Annotated in this window: 14 protein-coding genes and 1 pseudogene; 5 read left to right on the forward strand and 10 right to left on the reverse strand. The window is 69.8% G+C overall.

From position 1 onward, the window contains the following. Positions 1–292: 292 nt before the first annotated feature. From OG871_RS37845 to OG871_RS37855, 3 genes are all read right to left on the reverse strand, one after another. Entirely contained in the window at positions 293–556 is a 264-nt protein-coding gene (locus OG871_RS37845) for a fibronectin type III domain-containing protein (RefSeq protein WP_371503058.1), read from the reverse strand. Next, positions 553–1,824: a GDSL-type esterase/lipase family protein gene (locus OG871_RS37850; protein ID WP_371503060.1), complete on the reverse strand. Its 1,272-nt coding sequence runs from the start codon at positions 1,822–1,824 to the stop codon at positions 553–555. Before OG871_RS37850 ends, OG871_RS37845 begins: the two co-directional genes overlap by 4 nt. A gap of 678 nt (positions 1,825–2,502) precedes the next feature. Continuing rightward, positions 2,503–3,192 (reverse strand): TetR/AcrR family transcriptional regulator, encoded by a 690-nt coding sequence (locus OG871_RS37855; RefSeq protein WP_371503062.1) that lies wholly within the window; start codon positions 3,190–3,192, stop codon positions 2,503–2,505. A 79-nt stretch (positions 3,193–3,271) separates the two neighbouring features. Between OG871_RS37855 and OG871_RS37860 the strand changes: the two genes are divergently transcribed. Next, entirely contained in the window at positions 3,272–4,204 is a 933-nt protein-coding gene (locus OG871_RS37860; protein WP_371503063.1) for an MBL fold metallo-hydrolase, read from the forward strand. 112 nt (positions 4,205–4,316) lie between these two features. On the opposite strand, the gene OG871_RS37865 is transcribed toward OG871_RS37860, so the two are convergent. The 3 genes from OG871_RS37865 to OG871_RS37875 form a co-directional block, all read right to left on the reverse strand. Beyond that, positions 4,317–4,541 carry a hypothetical protein gene (locus OG871_RS37865; RefSeq protein WP_371503064.1) on the reverse strand — a complete coding sequence of 75 codons (225 nt, stop codon included), beginning with the start codon at positions 4,539–4,541 and terminating at the stop codon, positions 4,317–4,319. 201 nt (positions 4,542–4,742) lie between these two features. Further along, positions 4,743–4,976, reverse strand: coding sequence for a transposase (locus tag OG871_RS37870; RefSeq protein ID WP_371503066.1), 234 nt, complete (start codon positions 4,974–4,976; stop codon positions 4,743–4,745). Between the two features lie 153 nt (positions 4,977–5,129). Continuing rightward, complete coding sequence (locus tag OG871_RS37875; protein WP_371503068.1) at positions 5,130–5,801, reverse strand: nitroreductase family protein; 672 nt, start codon at positions 5,799–5,801, stop codon at positions 5,130–5,132. Positions 5,802–5,869: 68 nt separating this feature from the next. Between OG871_RS37875 and OG871_RS37880 the strand changes: the two genes are divergently transcribed. After that, the gene (locus tag OG871_RS37880; protein WP_371503070.1) at positions 5,870–6,262 is read left to right on the forward strand and encodes a winged helix-turn-helix transcriptional regulator; all 393 of its coding nucleotides are present in this window, start codon (positions 5,870–5,872) and stop codon (positions 6,260–6,262) included. A 478-nt stretch (positions 6,263–6,740) separates the two neighbouring features. Here OG871_RS37880 and OG871_RS37885 read toward each other — a convergent pair whose 3' ends face one another. Further along, positions 6,741–7,316 carry a TetR/AcrR family transcriptional regulator gene (locus OG871_RS37885; protein WP_371503072.1) on the reverse strand — a complete coding sequence of 192 codons (576 nt, stop codon included), beginning with the start codon at positions 7,314–7,316 and terminating at the stop codon, positions 6,741–6,743. Positions 7,317–7,386: 70 nt separating this feature from the next. Here OG871_RS37885 and OG871_RS37890 point away from each other — a divergent pair, with 70 nt between their 5' ends. Together OG871_RS37890 and OG871_RS37895 are read left to right on the forward strand one after the other, a co-directional pair. Next, positions 7,387–8,280, forward strand: coding sequence for an NADP-dependent oxidoreductase (locus tag OG871_RS37890; RefSeq protein WP_371503073.1), 894 nt, complete (start codon positions 7,387–7,389; stop codon positions 8,278–8,280). A 234-nt stretch (positions 8,281–8,514) separates the two neighbouring features. Continuing rightward, positions 8,515–9,306 (forward strand): annotated as a pseudogene (locus tag OG871_RS37895) (IS5 family transposase); the annotation flags it as partial. A gap of 15 nt (positions 9,307–9,321) precedes the next feature. On the opposite strand, the gene OG871_RS37900 reads toward OG871_RS37895, so the two are convergent. After that, positions 9,322–12,264: a M48 family metallopeptidase gene (locus OG871_RS37900; protein WP_371503074.1), complete on the reverse strand. Its 2,943-nt coding sequence runs from the start codon at positions 12,262–12,264 to the stop codon at positions 9,322–9,324. Between the two features lie 4 nt (positions 12,265–12,268). Then, positions 12,269–12,787 carry a hypothetical protein gene (locus OG871_RS37905; RefSeq protein WP_371503075.1) on the reverse strand — a complete coding sequence of 173 codons (519 nt, stop codon included), beginning with the start codon at positions 12,785–12,787 and terminating at the stop codon, positions 12,269–12,271. 870 nt (positions 12,788–13,657) lie between these two features. On the opposite strand from OG871_RS37905, the gene OG871_RS37910 reads away from it, so the two are divergent. Further along, a complete protein-coding gene (locus OG871_RS37910) occupies positions 13,658–14,596 on the forward strand; it encodes a hypothetical protein (protein WP_371503076.1) in 939 nt (312 codons plus the stop codon). Between the two features lie 105 nt (positions 14,597–14,701). Here the strand turns inward: OG871_RS37910 and OG871_RS37915 are convergent, their stop codons facing one another. Beyond that, complete coding sequence (locus OG871_RS37915; protein WP_371503077.1) at positions 14,702–15,127, reverse strand: BrxA/BrxB family bacilliredoxin; 426 nt, start codon at positions 15,125–15,127, stop codon at positions 14,702–14,704. Positions 15,128–15,541 lie beyond the last annotated feature (414 nt).

Below are 15,541 nucleotides of genomic sequence, written 5' to 3' on the forward strand. Positions count from 1 at the left end.
TCGCGACCGGCGGCCCGCCCCGGTGGCGCCGCAGAAGGCGCACCGGCTGCCGCGGCGGGCCAGCCACTCGCTCGTGGTTGACTCCGATACCGATACCGAGACACGGGCAGGGCAGGGCAGTGCTGGACGGCCCTGCCCCAGCCCGGGGTGCCGTGAGCAGAAGGCCGGAGCAGATGCCTGGGCGTGACGGGCGGCGGCGCAGGCTTCCTCGTCGACCCGGTATCCGGGCGGGGCCGCATCTGCTGACGACGCCTCCGAACCTCATTCTGAAATGATCAGTCAGACGGTGCGGCTATCGGACAACTACAGGGTCGGGGATGCGGGGGTTGCCCTCTCCCGCCGCGTTCCAGGTGCAGACGAAGGCGACGTAGTGGTGTCCGGGGGTGAGCCCTTCCACGCGGGCAGAGTGTGTGGAGGGGTCGTAGCCGTGGATGGTGGACCACACGAGGGGGGTGTCCTGGTCGTACACCCACAGGGCGTAGCGGGTGATGGTGTCGGTGTGGGGGCCTGTGGCCGGGGTCCAGGTGACGTTGATGGCGCCCGCGTCGGGCGTCACGGTGACGGTTTCCGGCGGCGCGGCGGTGGTGGGGTGTGCGGTGCCGCCGACGGGTGGCGACCAGTCGGATCTCCGGTCGGCCGTGTTCCCGGCCACGGCTCGTACGCGGACTTGGTAGGTGTGGCCTTCGTTGGGCTGGCCGTTGAACTGCCAGGAGAGGTCGAACCGGTTGGCCGGGGTGGAGGACGGCTCCAGGCGGCGTCGGGGTCGCCGGTGGTGTCGCGCCACTCGATGTCGTACGAGTGCGCGCCGAGGATCTTCGACCAGGTGACGGTAACTCCCTGCTGGGTGCCGTCGAACTGCAGGTTGGCCGGGGTGACGACGCCGAAGGGCAGTAGTGCCGCCGGTTCTCTCGGGTCTTCGCCGCCGATGCCGAACGAGCGGTGCAGCGTGCTGCCGAACGCGCGGGCGATGCGGTACTCGCCCAAGGCGTTGGGGTGCAGTCCGTCGTACGTCGACTCGCAGGTGCTGGCGGCTGGATCGCAGCCGTAGGCGGCGTCGATGTCGGCCAGCGCGACCGGGGATGTGACAGTGCTCCAGGTGGGGAGCGCCGTGGCGAGGGCCTCGTTGTAGTCGGTGGTGCGCTGCGGCAGTTGCGGGTTGGCGCTGCCCAGGGTGGTGCGGTGGGGGACGTTGCCCACGACGATGCGGGCGTTGGGGTTGACGGCCCGGACGTTGTCGATGAATTGCTTCATCGTGGGGACGAGGCCGGGGCCCGCGCCGAGCCACCCGATGTCGTTGAATCCGAGCTCGACCAGGACGACGTCGGGAAGCTGCTGGTGGTCCTTGAGCTGGTTCATGACCGAGGTGATGGTGTTGGTGCTCTGACCCAGCTGACGGCCCCACATCGCGTAGTGGCGCGATCCCGTGGCGAGGAACTCCGCGGGCGAGTTCGAGGCGTAGACGCCGGCGAACCCGGCGGGATCCGGCTCCTGATCGTTAGGAGGCTGAGTGGCCGAAGGCGGTTCGGGGGCGTGCGGCTCGTCCGCCACGTGGGTCCCGGTCAAGGGACCGACGAAGGTCGCCTTCACGCTCTCCTGCCGGAGCCAGTCCCACAGGCGCCGGCGCCAGGTGGAGTTGCCCTCGTACCCGTTGCTGATCGAGTCACCGACCACGAGAACGTTGCCGACGTCCTGAGGAGTTCGGTTGTCCAGATCGTCGTCACCCATGGGGGACTCGAAGAGCCACGTATAGGGGGACGAGTCGATGACGATGGTGGATTCCGCGACCTTCTTCTCGGGCTGCAGATAGACCTTGGTGGTCGCCATCGCTCGTTGCCTGCCTCCTGCAGAGCCAGTACACCCACATCCCTGTCGTTCAGGGCTGCTCTGACGGCGGTATGCCAACGCGACTCGCGTTGGCCATTGGTCCAGTCGCTCTGGCCCCGCATGTTCAACTGGGCCACCGCCCCGTTCATCGCGGGGACGGCGTGGGCGGGCGCGGCCACCGGGCCGGCGAGGGTAAGGGTGGTGGTGACGAGCGCGAGTATCGCGCAGACCGCGAACCAGCCTCGCGAGCGCCCGCCCCACGCGCGGTCGCGGCGGGGGACAGGACCACGCTGCCCTGCCGCCCGGGGTCTTCCCTCTCCCGAGGGCCTGTGTCGCCCTCGCGACGGAGTGGGAGCGGAGCCCCGTAAGGCCCAGCCCCTCCTGTTGTGAGCCAAGTCCACCTGTGTTTCTTCCTCCTGGTCAGACGTCCTTGGGCATGCCGGGTCCGCTTCTCGGGATCCGGATTCCGGCCATGACCGCCTCGAGTCGTCGTTCAACCGCGGTGTGCCGACTTCGGGGTGATCGAGGGATCGGTGCCGTGGCCGGGAGCATGGACCGGGCGCGTCTGCGCAATCCGCCCGGCTCGCTGCCAGCGTGGAGTTCCACGGCGCACCGCCCCCGGGGGACTGCCGTTGCCTCCGGGGTGCCCCCTTCCGGCCTGTGCCCTTCTCTGGGTCTTCAGGGTGAGGGCGTGTGCGGTGCGGGGCTGGGGGCCGGGCTCTGGGTGAGGCGCCGCGTGTGCGTGGTGGTGGGCATGGGCCGGTCCGGCGCAGGGGCGGCTTCCCGCGCCAGGCCGTTGAAGGCGGCGAGGACCAGACGTTCGGTCTGACGTTCGACGCCTTGCCGGTCGTCGATGTGTACGAGGCCGTCGATGAGCAGGACAGCCAGGCCGTGGATGCCGGCCCAGACCACGAATTCGGCGCCCGGGCGGGCTCCCGGGGGCAGGTGGCCCGTGTCGGTCAGACGGTCGAGTTCGGTGGTGAGCACGTCGTGCGGGTGGGGTGAGATGGCGGACTGCGCCGTTGTGGCGCCGCCGCGGAAGACGAGCCGGGCGACGGCCGGGTCCTCGACGGCCCAGGTGACATAGGCGCGCCCGCATGCGGCGAGGCGTTCGGGACCCTGCTCCGGCGCCGCGTCCATGGTGTCGCGCAGGCGATTCCCCAGCCGGGCCAGCACGACCTCGGACAGGGCGGATACGAGTGCGTCACGCGAGCCGAAGTGGTGGTAGGCGGCGCTCGGGCTGACACCGACCCGCGCCGATGCCTCACGCAGCGACCAGCCGTCGGCACCCCGCTCTCGTACGAGGGCCTCCGCCGCGTCGAGCAGCGCGCCGCGCAGGTCCCCGTGGTGATATCGCTTCTTCGCCATGCCCCCATCTTAACAGTGCTCAGATTGGGTGATACGCTCGGACTCAATCTCAACGCTGTTCAGATCTGGAGTTCGTGCCATGCACCCCACCGACCCCACGCCTCTCGCCTCCGACGGCGCACCGGATGTCCTGCAGGGCCCCCCGCCCGTCGTAACGGGAGCTCCCGTCGAGGTGTCCGAGGGCGTTTTCGTCATCCCGGACCACCGCGTCGAGCTGGTCCCCAACGTCGGCATCGTCCTCGGGGAGAAGGCCGCGCTGGTCATCGACACCGGCATCGGCCCCCGCAACGGCGCGCTGGTGCTGGAACAGGCCCGGCGCCTGGCCGGCGACCGCCGCCTGTACCTGACCCTCACCCACTTCCATCCTGAGCACGGCTTCGGCGCGCAGGCGTTCAAGGGAGCCGCCACGATCGTCTACAACAGCAGCCAGCGCGCCGAACTGCGGCGCAAGGGAGCCGGCTATCTCGGCATGTTCAAAGGTCTGAGCCCCGCAGTCGCCGCCGAACTCGAAGGAGTCGAACTGGTCGACCCCGATCTGGTCTACGAGGGCGAGGTCGAGATCGACCTCGGCGGCCGTACCGTGCTGCTGCGCGAGGTCGGCCCCGCGCACACCGGCTCCGACCAGATCGTCCTTGTGGACGGCCGGGTGCTGTTCGCCGGCGATCTGCTGGAGACCCGCATCTTCCCGATCGCGCCGTACTTCCCGCCCCACGACACCGATGTGGACGGCGCGGGCTGGATCGGCGTGCTCGACCAGCTCGCCGCACTCGCCCCGCAGACCGTCGTTCCCGGCCACGGCGAGGTCACCGACGCCTCGCTCATCCACGACGTCCGCGACTACCTCGCCTACGTCCGCGACGAGGCCCTGCGGCTGCGCGAGAGCGGCGCCACCGCCGACGAGACGGCCGCCACCATCGACAAGAACGCCCGTACCCGCTGGCCTTCCTGGGAACGCCCCGAGTGGATCGGCCTCGCCGCCCGCGCCTTCTACGACACCAACGCACCGGCCTGAGCTTGCCGTTTAACGTCTGAGCTCGAACTGTCTGTGGGACCTGCTGTCCTTACGGAGCGCACTGGTTGGCTCTGGTGTTGATGGCTGGACTCCAGCAAGCGTCGGGCGGCTATCAGCCCTGGATCTGGTTCGAGTGGTCGCGCCGTTGTCGCCAGGCCCTGAAATAGCGGATACCGTCCCGGGCCATCTCAAAGAGCACCAGGACCATGATCGCGGTGGCCAGGCAGCGCGCCACGACGGACTCCGCGCCCGTGGCGACGAACGATGAACAGATAAGGTAGAGGATCCGGCCAGGCCACGACTTCATCCAGCTGCGGGTCTGGTCCCGTTGTGCCACCGTGCTATCCCCAGCCTGAACGCCCCAGCTCATCCACTGTGGCTGTGATCAATGAGGGACCACAGCCTGCCATTCAGCCTCTGGCCTCGAACGGGCGGTCGGACGCGTCACCCGTACGGGAGTTCAGCGGACGCCGGGGCGGCCTCCACGTGATCCTTAACTCGGCTACGAGGTATGAGAATCGACGCGCTTCTCGGCCTGTCACTCCCGCTCGGCTCTGCGCAGCCTCGCGAGCTCGGCCCGCTCGTCGGCGTTCAGCGCCGGTCCGGCCGCAGCCGGCTCAGCGTCGGCGGCTCTCACCCAGTTCCGCAGGGTCTCGTGGTTGACCCCGATCTCCTTCGCGACCGCCGCGAACGTGCGCCGACCCTCCGAGGACCGGTACAGCGCGACGGCATCACGACGGAACTCGTCCGAGTACTTCGACGGACGTCCCACCTGGACTTCCCTTCCTGGATCTACAAGATCCAAGTGTCAGGGGTGTCCACGTCGCAGGGCAAAGCTCAGCCAGCAGGGTGTCCAGGTCATTCTTCACAGATCGATCCTGGACACCCTGCTTGCCGTCCCTGGACGCGGAGTTGGGCAGGATCTCTATTCCTGGTGTGCGGTGCTCTGTTGTGCAGTGTGCCGTTCGTAGAAGACGTTGTGTTCCAGGGGACGCCGGCCAGGATGGCGCCGTTCCTCCGCCGGGTAGCCGACGGACACGAGCAGTGCGATGACCAGGTCGCCCCGGTCCTCGATCCCGATCACCTTCTTCACCTTGTCCTCGTCCCAGCCGTTCATCGGCGACGTTGCCAGGCCCATCTCGGTCGCGGCGAGCATTACGAACGAGGCCGCGATCATTGCGTCCTTGACCGCGTACTCGCGGAGCAGGCCGCGCTTGTCGAGGTCTTCCTGGAACGCTGTTGACGCCGCGGAGAACATGGCGATGAAGTCGTCGTTCCATGCTCCATCGCGCCGGGCCCGGTCGTAGATATCGCTGTGGTCGTCACGCCAGGACTGCGGCTCCGCGACGAAGACCAGCACGACGGGGGCCTCCTGCGGCTGCGGCTGTCCGCCGGTGGCCCAGGCGAGTCCTTCACGCGCCTCGTCGCTGGCCACGACGACGATCGACCGGTCCTGGAGATTCCAACTGGTAGGCGCTTCAACGGCGAGCTCAAGCAGCGAGGACAGGGCAGCCTCGGGAATCGGATCGGGCCGGTAGTGGCGCACGGTGCGGCGGGTACGGATCGCGTCCGCGACGGAGAGCGTCTGGTTCTTCATGACACTCACTATTGGAGAGTCTCTCTCCAGTAGAAAGAGGGCACCTTTTTGTGCGTTACTCTCCCACCATGAAGACTGTGGTGGACTCCTCCGGACTGCCAGCCGACGCCTACTCTGCGAAGTGCCCGACGCGCCAGGTCCTCGACCACATCGCCGGCAAGTGGACGATCCTGGTCGTAGACGCCCTCCTCGAAGGCACGATGCGCTACACCGAGTTGAGCCGACGCATCGAGGGCATCTCACAGAAGATGCTCACCCAGACTCTGCGCAGCCTCGAAGCTGACGGCTTCATTACCCGCACGGTGCACCCGACCATCCCGCCCCAGGTCGAGTACGACCTGACCAAGCTCGGCCAGAGCCTTGCTGGGCCCATCACCGCGCTCCGGCAATGGACGGAAGCCCACATCAACGAGATCGAACGGGCCCGGGCCCGCGTCACCGCCGAAACCTCAGTCCGCTGATCTGCTAGTCCGAACGCGGGAGGCAGCCCCACTCGTGGGGAATCGTCACTTCGGCGACTCCCCGCCCCGACATAGGACTTGATCGTCTAGGAGCTGTCCGGGCGATCATGTATGGAGCCAGATGACGAGGGCTGCCACGGGGGAGTCCTCCCGCGGGCGGGCGGCCTGACTGCCGGTCTTCTCCGGGATCGTGTGCCGGATGGAGTGCCTGCGCGGGTGGTCGTGGCACGGTCCGTTGCTGTTGGCCTTGTCGGCGGCCAGGCTGCCGGGCGTCTTTCGGGGTCGGCCGGCTCGGGACATGGGACGCGGATCTTCTCCAGCACGAGCTCGAACTGGGTGCAGTCCACCCGACGCCCGAGCCGACGACCCAGGCTGGCGGTAGTCACATGATCGGGCGAACAGGTCCGGTACGGGCGGCCCAGGGCAACTCGCACGTGTCGTGCCCCGGCGCCGGCCGCAGCGCGCCGGCGTCCCCGGCTCAGGGCGCGGTGGCTTCCCAGGCCGCCTTGATCATCCGGAAGACCTCGTCCACCGTGGCCCCGGGATCGTCCGCCCGGCAGGCCAGCGCGTAGGCGTCGATGGCGAACCGCGCGGTCGCCCGGCAGGCCGTCGCGCTCCGGGACAGGTGGGGATCGGCGGCCAGCGCCGCCGCCAGCGCCTGCGCGTGACGCAGGCTCATCGACTCCTCGTATTCCCGCAGGGCGGGTGAACCCTCGATCATGCGTCGGACGGGGGCACTGCCCTCCGCCGTGCAGTGCCGCACCAGGGCCTGGACCTCGCGGTGCAGCGCCGGGATGAGCGGCTCGTGCACAGGCCGCTCGGTCACCGCCCGCGTGAGGCGCTGCTCGAAGTCCTCATCGCGCTCGAACACCAGCGCCTCCTTGGAGGCGAAGTGGGCGAAGACGGTGGTGACGGCCACGTCGGCCTCGGCCGCCACGTCACGGATGCCCACGGCGTCGTACCCGCGCTCCAGGAAGAGGCGCAGCGCGGTGTCAGCGATCTTCTGACGGGTCGCGGCCTTCTTGCGTTCGCGGCGTCCGGACGGTTCGGTCATGATCTGACACTACCAGGTATGAATCCGAAACCGTTGTGAAACACTAACGGTTATGGCTATCTTCGACCGCATGAGGAAAATCAGCTTCGCCGAGTTCGGCGGTCCCGAGGTCCTGCAACTGGTGGAAGCCGAGAAGCCCCACGCGAGCCCCGGTCGGATCCGCATCGCCGTACGGGCGGCGGGTGTCAACCCCGTCGACTGGAGGATCCGGGAGGGCCAGGTCCTGGGAGCCCATCCGGTCGAGCTGCCCGCCGGGGTCGGACTGGACGCCGCCGGGGTGGTGGACGAGGTCGGCGAGGGCGTCGAGGGGGTCGAGGTCGGCGACCGCGTGTTCGGCGAAGGCGCCGACACCTACGCCGAATTCGCCGTGCTGTCGGCCTGGGCCCGGATGCCCGACGGACTGGCCTTCGAGGAGGCGGCCGGGTACCCGTCGGTGGTGGAGACCGCGCTGCGCATCATCCGCGAGGTCGGCGTGCGGCCCGGGCAGACGCTGCTGGTCAGCGGCGCGTCCGGCGGCGTCGGGTCGGCGGTGCTGCAGATCGCCCGCGCGCGCGGCATCACGGTGATCGGCACGGCCGGGGCCGCGAACCAGGACTACCTGCGCGGCCTGGGCGCCCTCGCCACGACCTACCACGAGGGCTGGGTCGAACGGGTCCGGCACCTGGGCCGGGTCGACGCGGCCCTCGACCTGGCCGGCTCGGGCGTGATCCGCGAACTCGTCGAGCTGACCGGGGACCCGCGCCAGGTCGTCTCCATCGCCGACCTCGGTGCGCCGCAGCTGGGCGTCCGGTTCTCCGGCGTGGCCGGGAGCGTGCCGGACGCGCTCGCCGAGGCCGTCGACCTCATCTCCCGGGGCCGACTCCACATCCCGGTCGAGAAGTCGTACGCGCTCACCGAGGCAGCGGCGGCGCACACGGACAGCCGCGCCGGCCACACCCGGGGACGCCGGGTCCTGGTCGTCTGAGCCACGGCCCGCCCGGCGTCCCGCGCCGAACGGCCGGTCACTGGCGGGCGGTGAAGCGGCGTCGGATGAAACCGGGGCGGTTACGCCTCGCCCACCAGGGCGACCGCGGCGCCCTCCGCCGAGATCAGGTTCAGGCCGTCGGCGTTTCCGGACGGGCCGGTCGCCGCCTGGTGCGGAGACGGCTAGGACCTCGCCTGTCTCGCTCGTTGGTCCGGGCGTGGGCGGGGTGATCTTACGGACGAGGAGTGGGAACGGCTGAGGCCGTTCCTACCGGTCAGCAACAGGCGTTGTGGCAGGTGGCGGGACCATCGGCAGGTGATCGATGGGATTCTGCACCGGGTACGGACGGGTGTTCAGTGGCGTGATCTTCCCGAGCGGTTCGGGCCGTGGAAGACCGTTTACGAGCGTCACCGGCTGTGGTCGGCTGACGGGACCTGGGAGCGTCTGCTCCAGCAGGTCCAGGCCGAGCGGACGCGGCCGACGACATCGACTGGGACGTTTCGGTCGGCTCCACGATCGTGCGTGCCCACCAGCACGCGCGAGGGCCTGGGCCGCTCGAGGGGCGGGTTCACCACCAAAGTCCACCTGAGCGCGGACGGTCGCTGCCGCCCACTGTCTCTGGTCGTCACCCCGGGGCAGCGGGCGGACTGCACGCAGTTCGAGCCCGTGCTGGAGAAGATCCGTGTTCCCCGGATCGGCCCGGGCAGGCCCCGCAAGAAGCCCGACAGCCTGGCCGCCGACAAGGCCTACAGCAACGGGCCGTGTCGCGCCTACCTGCGCGAACGGGGCATCCGGCACACGATCCCGGAGAAGGCCGACACCCGGGCCGCCCGCCTGCGCAAGGGCTCACGAGGTGGGCGGCCACCGGGCTTCGACGAGGAGCGGTACAAGAAACGCAACACCGTCGAACGGGCCATCAATAAGCTGAAGAACTCCCGAGCCGTCGCGACTCGCTACGACAAGCGCGGCTATGTCTATCTCGGCACCGTCACCGCGGCAGCCCTCCTCATCTGGCTCCACACATGATCGCCCGGACAGCTCCTAGTTGGCGCGGTCGCAGATGGCCCCGGTTCCCGTCACGGGTGGGCGGACCGTGCCTCGTCGGCCAGCGTTGCGCAGGATTGCGTCGATACGGGCGTTGACCGAATTCGCGCAGCGGGCGGCTGCTGCCAAGTCGCCGACGGCGTCTCGCAGGGCCGGCCTGTCGTGCGCGTCGAGGGCCTGTATGCAGCGGTTGGTGCCCTGTTCGGCATGAGTACGCAGTGCCTTCCAGTCAGCCTGGGTGCTGGCATCGGGTACCCGGAACCAGACCACTTCGAACACCGTGGGACCTCTCCATCTCGTACAGACCGGGCGGAACCGTCGGTCCACGGAGTCCCAGGGTTCGTTGGGTGCGCTGTCTGCTCCACGACCGGCTGCGACCAACTCGCTGGTGTAGGAGGTGGTGAGATCCAGGAGGTCGAGACCGCCCAGCCAGTACCAGGCGTGGACCTGACGCATCCGGGTCCTGTCGGACACGGGCGCGTCGGGAACGCCGAACTGCTGCGTGAATTTGCGCTGGCCCTCGGTGAGATCCGTACGGATGCCGAGTTGACGCAACTGGGACACGCCGGTCGCCGCGGAGGCTCCGACAGCCACGACACAGAGCAGGACTACGGCGAGGCGTCGAATGTGGATGCCTCGGGTGCGGGGGCCGGGGCGGCCGGAGGTGCGGGGCAGTGACGGCCGTAAGCGGCGAAGAACTGTGGCGGCTACGGCTGCGGCTGTAGCGGTGAGCGCCCCGAGCACAACTGCGTTGTCCAGCAGGAAAGTGAACGGAAACAGCGGTTGCGCCCAGGCCGGGCGCCAGGCGCAACTGTCGTGCAGGACGCTGAGGGGACCGACACAGCCGTCCAGGGACACGAGGACGGTCATGACGGTGAGGCCAAGCAGAGTGGCTGTCTGGGCCGCTATCAGGCTGCCCAGGAGCCGGAAGCGCCCGGCCACCGCGCTCGCCCTTGCGGCAGCCAGAGTCGATGACACAGTCAGGGCCAGGAGCAGCAAACCCGCGTACCGCAGGGCGTACAGGCCGCCGCGCGCATCCGGAACGGGTTGCCCGGTGTGCACGTATGCCTGGACGCCCGCAAGCGCGATGCCCGCAAGCACACCGCCCAGCAAGCCCGGCTGCAGCACCCTTCGCAGCGGCACCACCGAGGCCCCCGGCAGCGGTAGCGGCAGGGGGGCGGGCACCCAGCGCGGGGTTCCCATGACCGGGCCAGCCGCCCAGGCGATCAGCGGCCCCACCCACAGGGCGGTGACCGAGAGAGCGCACAGGGGTGTGCCAGCGATGTGCTGCAGCAGCGGAATCACGGTGGTGATGCCCGGCAGCGATCTCGGATCTCCCACCGGGGCCGCTGAGGGAAGCCACTCCAGAAGCGACTGCGCCATCCCTTCAGCGCTGATCGTGTACCCGCCCGCCCATACCGTGCCGATCAAGGACCACCAGACAAGCCATGACGCCATCGCGAGAAAGGCGGCGACCAGGCCAAGCAGGAGCGCGGGCCGTAGCGTCCTGCCCCGCCAGGTGCTGGCCCACAGGTGGGCGCACTGCGTGGTCCACCACCCGAAGGCTGCCCCCGCTGCAACTGGCACCAGCAAGACTTGTGGCCGCACGGGCAGCCACGCCCAGCCTGTGCCGTAGCCGTGAAGGACGGTGCCGGCCGCCATACCGGCCCCCAGCCACGCCCCTGCCCACATGCCCAAGGGCACCCGGCCGCCCGTCAGGACGGCGTATGCCACCGCCCGCCACAGCGCGACCCCGGCCACTCCAGTAACCAGGGCGGCGGGAATCAGCACCATCACCTGGAAGACGCTGGTGCTGACGTTGAAGTAGTACGGTGCCAGCTGGTAGATCAGCTGTAACGGCGTCATGACGGCAATGGCGCCGGTCAGAAACAGGGGCAGGGCTGCGGCCCGAAACAGCGGCGCGGGGTCAGCCAGAGCGCCCTGACGCAGTCCCCAGGTCGGATGAGTGCGCCACAGGTCGAGGAACGAAGTCAGGGCGCGGCGCACCGGCCCGCCGGGCGGCGCGGCCGTGACGGCCCAGCCGTGGGGGTCCGCACCCCAGCGCACCGCGGTCAGGTCGGCGTAGACCTCACGGCTGCGCAGCGTGTCCGACCGAGCGAGGTAGACCAGCGCGACCATGACGGCGGCGAGCAGCATCGTCCGGTCCAGCACCGGGACGATGCCGTCCGTAAGGAAGCCATAGATCCAGTAGCCCTGCCAGAGCACGTAGGGCACGAGCACCAGGGCCAGAAACGACCGCCACAGGGCGACGGTCGCGTATGTGAGGGTGATGTCGCGGTTGGTGATGTGCGCGAGTTCGTGCAACAGCACCGCCCGGAAGCGTTTCGGATCGCTGTGCCGGATGGTGAGCAGACCCCCGTGCAGGCACACGATGGGGCGGCGGGCGCGACCGAACACCACTGCGCTGGTCGACGAGACGGCACTGGGGTCGACGACTATCCGGGGCATCGGCGCAACGCCCGTCGTAACGGCCAGCTCGGACAGCAGGGCACGCAGTTCACCGTCCGCGTCGACCGACTCCAGCGAGACGATCCGGCTGCGCCGTGCTTTCCACAGTGGCAGTGCATGGAAGAGCAGGCCGGCCGAGACGGTCAGCAGAAGTGGCCAGCCGACGACTTGCCACCCCGGCGGCGCAGGCGCCCATTTGGACATGCAGTAGGTGAAGGCGACGGCCTGGCCTGTGATGCTGACAGTCGGCCCCCAGAATCCCTGGTCGTCAGGGTCGACTCCTGCGGCGAGACGGCAGCCCTCCTGGTCTCCGTCCGAGAGCCCTCTGATCACGGTCAGCATCATCGACCCGCTGGCGACCAGTAGCAGAAACAGGAGCATGGCGAAACGTACGCTCGTTCCCGCGCCCAGCACTCGCTCGTCAACGCGCGGCTGCGACTGCGGCTGCGCATCCGGCACTGGCACCGGCATCTGCCTAGTCCCGACCGATGCTCGGGTCCGGGATGGCTGGGTTGTCCGGTGAGCCCAGTCTGTCGGACAACGCCAGCTGGGCCACCAGAGCGTCCGCGATCTCCTCGGCCCGACCGCGCGAGAGGCCCCGCTGTTCCGCTGAGACGATGACGAGCGCCCGTACCTCGACCAGTTGCTCGCGCGTCAGCGACGGAACCTCAACCGGGGCGGCCGGGCGCCGGAATATCCGTCGCAGCGCGGCCGTCGCCCCCTGCGCGGTCCGGTCCACCGCCGCTGCCGCCATCCGCTGCGCCACCCCGTCAAGCACCAGCCACACCACCGGCGTCACTAGCATCGCGACCTCGCCGATGCCGAATCCCAGCGGCTCGCGGCGCCTGCCCCGGCCACTCAGACGCCGCACCACCGTCGCGTCGTCGAAGTGGCGGAGCCCGTCCACGAGCGGCAGTTCCTCCGGTGCCATAGCGGCAACGACCGAACGCACCAGATCACGTACCAGCTCGTTCGACCGACCATCGCTGGACACGTCAATTCCACTACCCATTCGTCCCCCCCCCAGACGTCCCTCACTCTTCCCGGACCGAGCAGGCCGGCACGGGACCTCCACTGTGGCACGGGAAGTGACGGTCCGACAGAACTTCTTCCCGACAGGCGCCGACGACCCGGGCAAGATCCGAAAGGGACGGCCTAGTTGGGCGCCGGTTGCGCAATGATGAGGATCCGCGAAAATCCCCAGGTCCGATCTCGCAAAGACCCGCAAGGCGCTGGGTCTGCTCCAGACCGACCCCCGTTACCCCGGTCTGCACTCCCACCAGTACGAGAAGTTCCCCGGCCACACCAGCGAGAAGGTCTGGGACTCCTACGTGGAGAGCAACACCCCCGGCGCCTGGCGCATCCGTCCAGGTCATCACCGTCCTGGTGATCGGCCCGCACCTGTAGCGACTGGGTGTTCGTGGTCGTCGGCTCGGCCCCGGCCACCTCGCCGCCCCGGGGCCGGACGACCGGGCCTGACCACTCTCGCCGTGCTGCGGGCCTGTCCGGGCCCGGCTACGTCCTGACGGAGGCCAGCGCCCCGTCGATGACCGCGCACAGCGCCGGCAGGCTGCGTTCGGCCGCACAGGCCACTGACCAGTGTCTTCAACAAGGTGTTCAAGGCCGTGGCTGCGATCCCGGCTGGGGATCCGCGCGGTCCTCGGACTCGCGCGGGTCCTCCGTCGGGGACTCCAGGAAGTCCCCGGCCAGGGGGCGGACAACACCCTGGTGAACCGGTTTCGGGTCCGCGCGAATGGCTCACAAGCCGCGGACCCGTCACCTCCAGATTACCGCCGCCGACCCCGGCGCCGTTCCCGTGACCGCCCGGATCGTCCCATCGGACGCGTAGGCGCGGACTGATTCAGTGCTGATCATCCCGGCGCCCGCCGAACGGTGCCGGGTGTGGAGTCTGCCTGGTGGACCGGTGGCCGCCGTCGGCCCGGCCCGCCTGCTGCGCAAGTCCCACGTGCTGCGCTACGCGATGGTCTCTGCCCGGGGGCCGGCCGAGCGTGCCGCCGCTGTACCCGGCGAGACGGCGCCCACTGCACGGCCTGTCGCTGCGCTCCTCGCGGCGCCGCCCGCTGGTTCGGCCGAATCCTCGCGCGTCGAATCCACAGGCCCCGCCGCCGACGTTGTCCCCGGCCGTGACCACGTCGTTTCGACGCGCGTCGAATCCCTCGAGGCCGCCACCCGCGTTGTTCCGGCCGCCCGCCAGGATGTCCCCGAGGTTGTCCCGGCCCGGGGCCAGGTTGTCCCCGAGCGTGCCGCCACCGCGGCCGCCGCCCGGGTCACCGTTTCCTCGCGCGTCGAATCCGCCGGCCCCGCTCCCGGCGCTGCAACCGCGCTGCACCCCGACGTGCGGCCCCCCGCCGTACAGCGCAGCGCCCCGGCCGACGTCCCCGCGAACCGTCGGCCCCCGCCGCCGAGACCACGCCCGAGGGCGTCGCCGAGGCCGTCGACGAACTCGGCAGATTGCGCCTGGCGCTCGCCGGCGAGCGCACGTCCCGCTCGCCGCTCGCCGCTCGCCCGGGGCCTGGGCGCACCGACCGGTACCTGGAGTGCCGAGAACGCCACCCTGCTGGTGGAGGGCTGGGAAGCGGACCCGTGGCTGTTCGCCGTCCGCGGCCTCGGCCGTCGCCTGGTGGGCTGGGTGGAGGAGGGCCGCCAGGGTCACAACGGCTGGGGGACGTTCATCGACGGCCACCTCGTCATCGACGCCGACGATGGGCAGGCCGCGCTCACCGCCGAGCCGCGGTACGCGCTCTCGCTCCTGCACGCGGCGCTGAGTCGGCGGCTCGTCTGAGCCAGGACGGTCCGGGACCGTCAACGGTGTCGCCGAGTCCGGCCCCGGGCGCGTGGGTGCACTTCGGGGCCGGCTGGTGCTGCGGGACCTTCTGAGGGTGGGGGGCTACTGGCCGAATTCGTCGAAGGCGGCGGTGAGGTCGGCGGCCACGGCTTGGGCGTCGCGGCCTTCGATGCGGTGGCGGGGGACGAAGTAGACGAGTTCGCCGTCCTTGAAGATGGCCATGGAGGGCTGGGAGGGCGGGATGTCCGCGAAGTGGGAGCGCATCCGGGCGGTGGCTTCGAGGTCCTGCTCGGCGAACACGCTGAGCAGCCGGTCGGGGCGCTTGGAGCCGTTGTCCAGGGCCAGGCGGATTCCGGGGCGGGCCATGCCGGCGGAGCAGCCGTCCACGAAGTTGAAGACGACCAGGGTCATGCCGCTCTTGGCCTCCTCCATCGCCCGGTCGACGTCCTCGGCGCTCAGCAGCTCGGTGAAGCCGACCGCGGTCAGCTCCTCCCTCATCGGCTTGATCAGCAGTGGTGAGTACGGCATCGACAATCCTTACGTAGAGATACCAGAGTGAAACTCAGAGTAGCCGAACCCCCGGTGTAACAGCCGGCCCGGCGGACGCTCGACCCGGAGACTGTTGAGCAGGCTCCGGTCATTCCCGAGCAGCTGTTCCTGGTGCTCGCCGCGGAGCGCACCTCGGTGTCGCCGCTCGCCTGGGGCCTGGGCGCTCCGACCGACTCCTGGAGGCTGCCGGACAGCGACCTGGTGGAGGGCTGGGCCGCTGATCCCGACCTGTTCGCCGTCCGGAGGCCGGACCGCCGGCTGGTGGGCTGGGTCGCCAAGGCCGGCGACGGACGGGGGAGCTACAAACGGCAGCGTGGTCATCGACGCGGTCGACGGCGATCCCTGGCTCTCCCGGGACGCGCAGCACGCGGTCTCCCTGCTCCGGGCCGCCCT

The organism is Kitasatospora sp. NBC_00374, from assembly GCF_041434935.1.
Classification (GTDB): Bacteria; Actinomycetota; Actinomycetes; order Streptomycetales; family Streptomycetaceae; genus Kitasatospora.

Excerpts from the sequence above, each read along its gene's own strand:
- OG871_RS37850 (WP_371503060.1), bottom strand. The coding sequence starts at position 1,824 with ATGGCGACCACCAAGGTCTATCTGCAGCCCGAGAAGAAGGTCGCGGAA.
- OG871_RS37855 (WP_371503062.1), bottom strand. The coding sequence starts at position 3,192 with ATGGCGAAGAAGCGATATCACCACGGGGACCTGCGCGGCGCGCTGCTC.
- OG871_RS37860 (WP_371503063.1), top strand. The coding sequence starts at position 3,272 with ATGCACCCCACCGACCCCACGCCTCTCGCCTCCGACGGCGCACCGGAT.
- OG871_RS37875 (WP_371503068.1), bottom strand. The coding sequence starts at position 5,801 with ATGAAGAACCAGACGCTCTCCGTCGCGGACGCGATCCGTACCCGCCGC.
- OG871_RS37880 (WP_371503070.1), top strand. The coding sequence starts at position 5,870 with ATGAAGACTGTGGTGGACTCCTCCGGACTGCCAGCCGACGCCTACTCT.
- OG871_RS37885 (WP_371503072.1), bottom strand. The coding sequence starts at position 7,316 with ATGACCGAACCGTCCGGACGCCGCGAACGCAAGAAGGCCGCGACCCGT.
- OG871_RS37890 (WP_371503073.1), top strand. The coding sequence starts at position 7,387 with ATGAGGAAAATCAGCTTCGCCGAGTTCGGCGGTCCCGAGGTCCTGCAA.
- OG871_RS37900 (WP_371503074.1), bottom strand. The coding sequence starts at position 12,264 with ATGCCGGTGCCAGTGCCGGATGCGCAGCCGCAGTCGCAGCCGCGCGTT.
- OG871_RS37915 (WP_371503077.1), bottom strand. The coding sequence starts at position 15,127 with ATGCCGTACTCACCACTGCTGATCAAGCCGATGAGGGAGGAGCTGACC.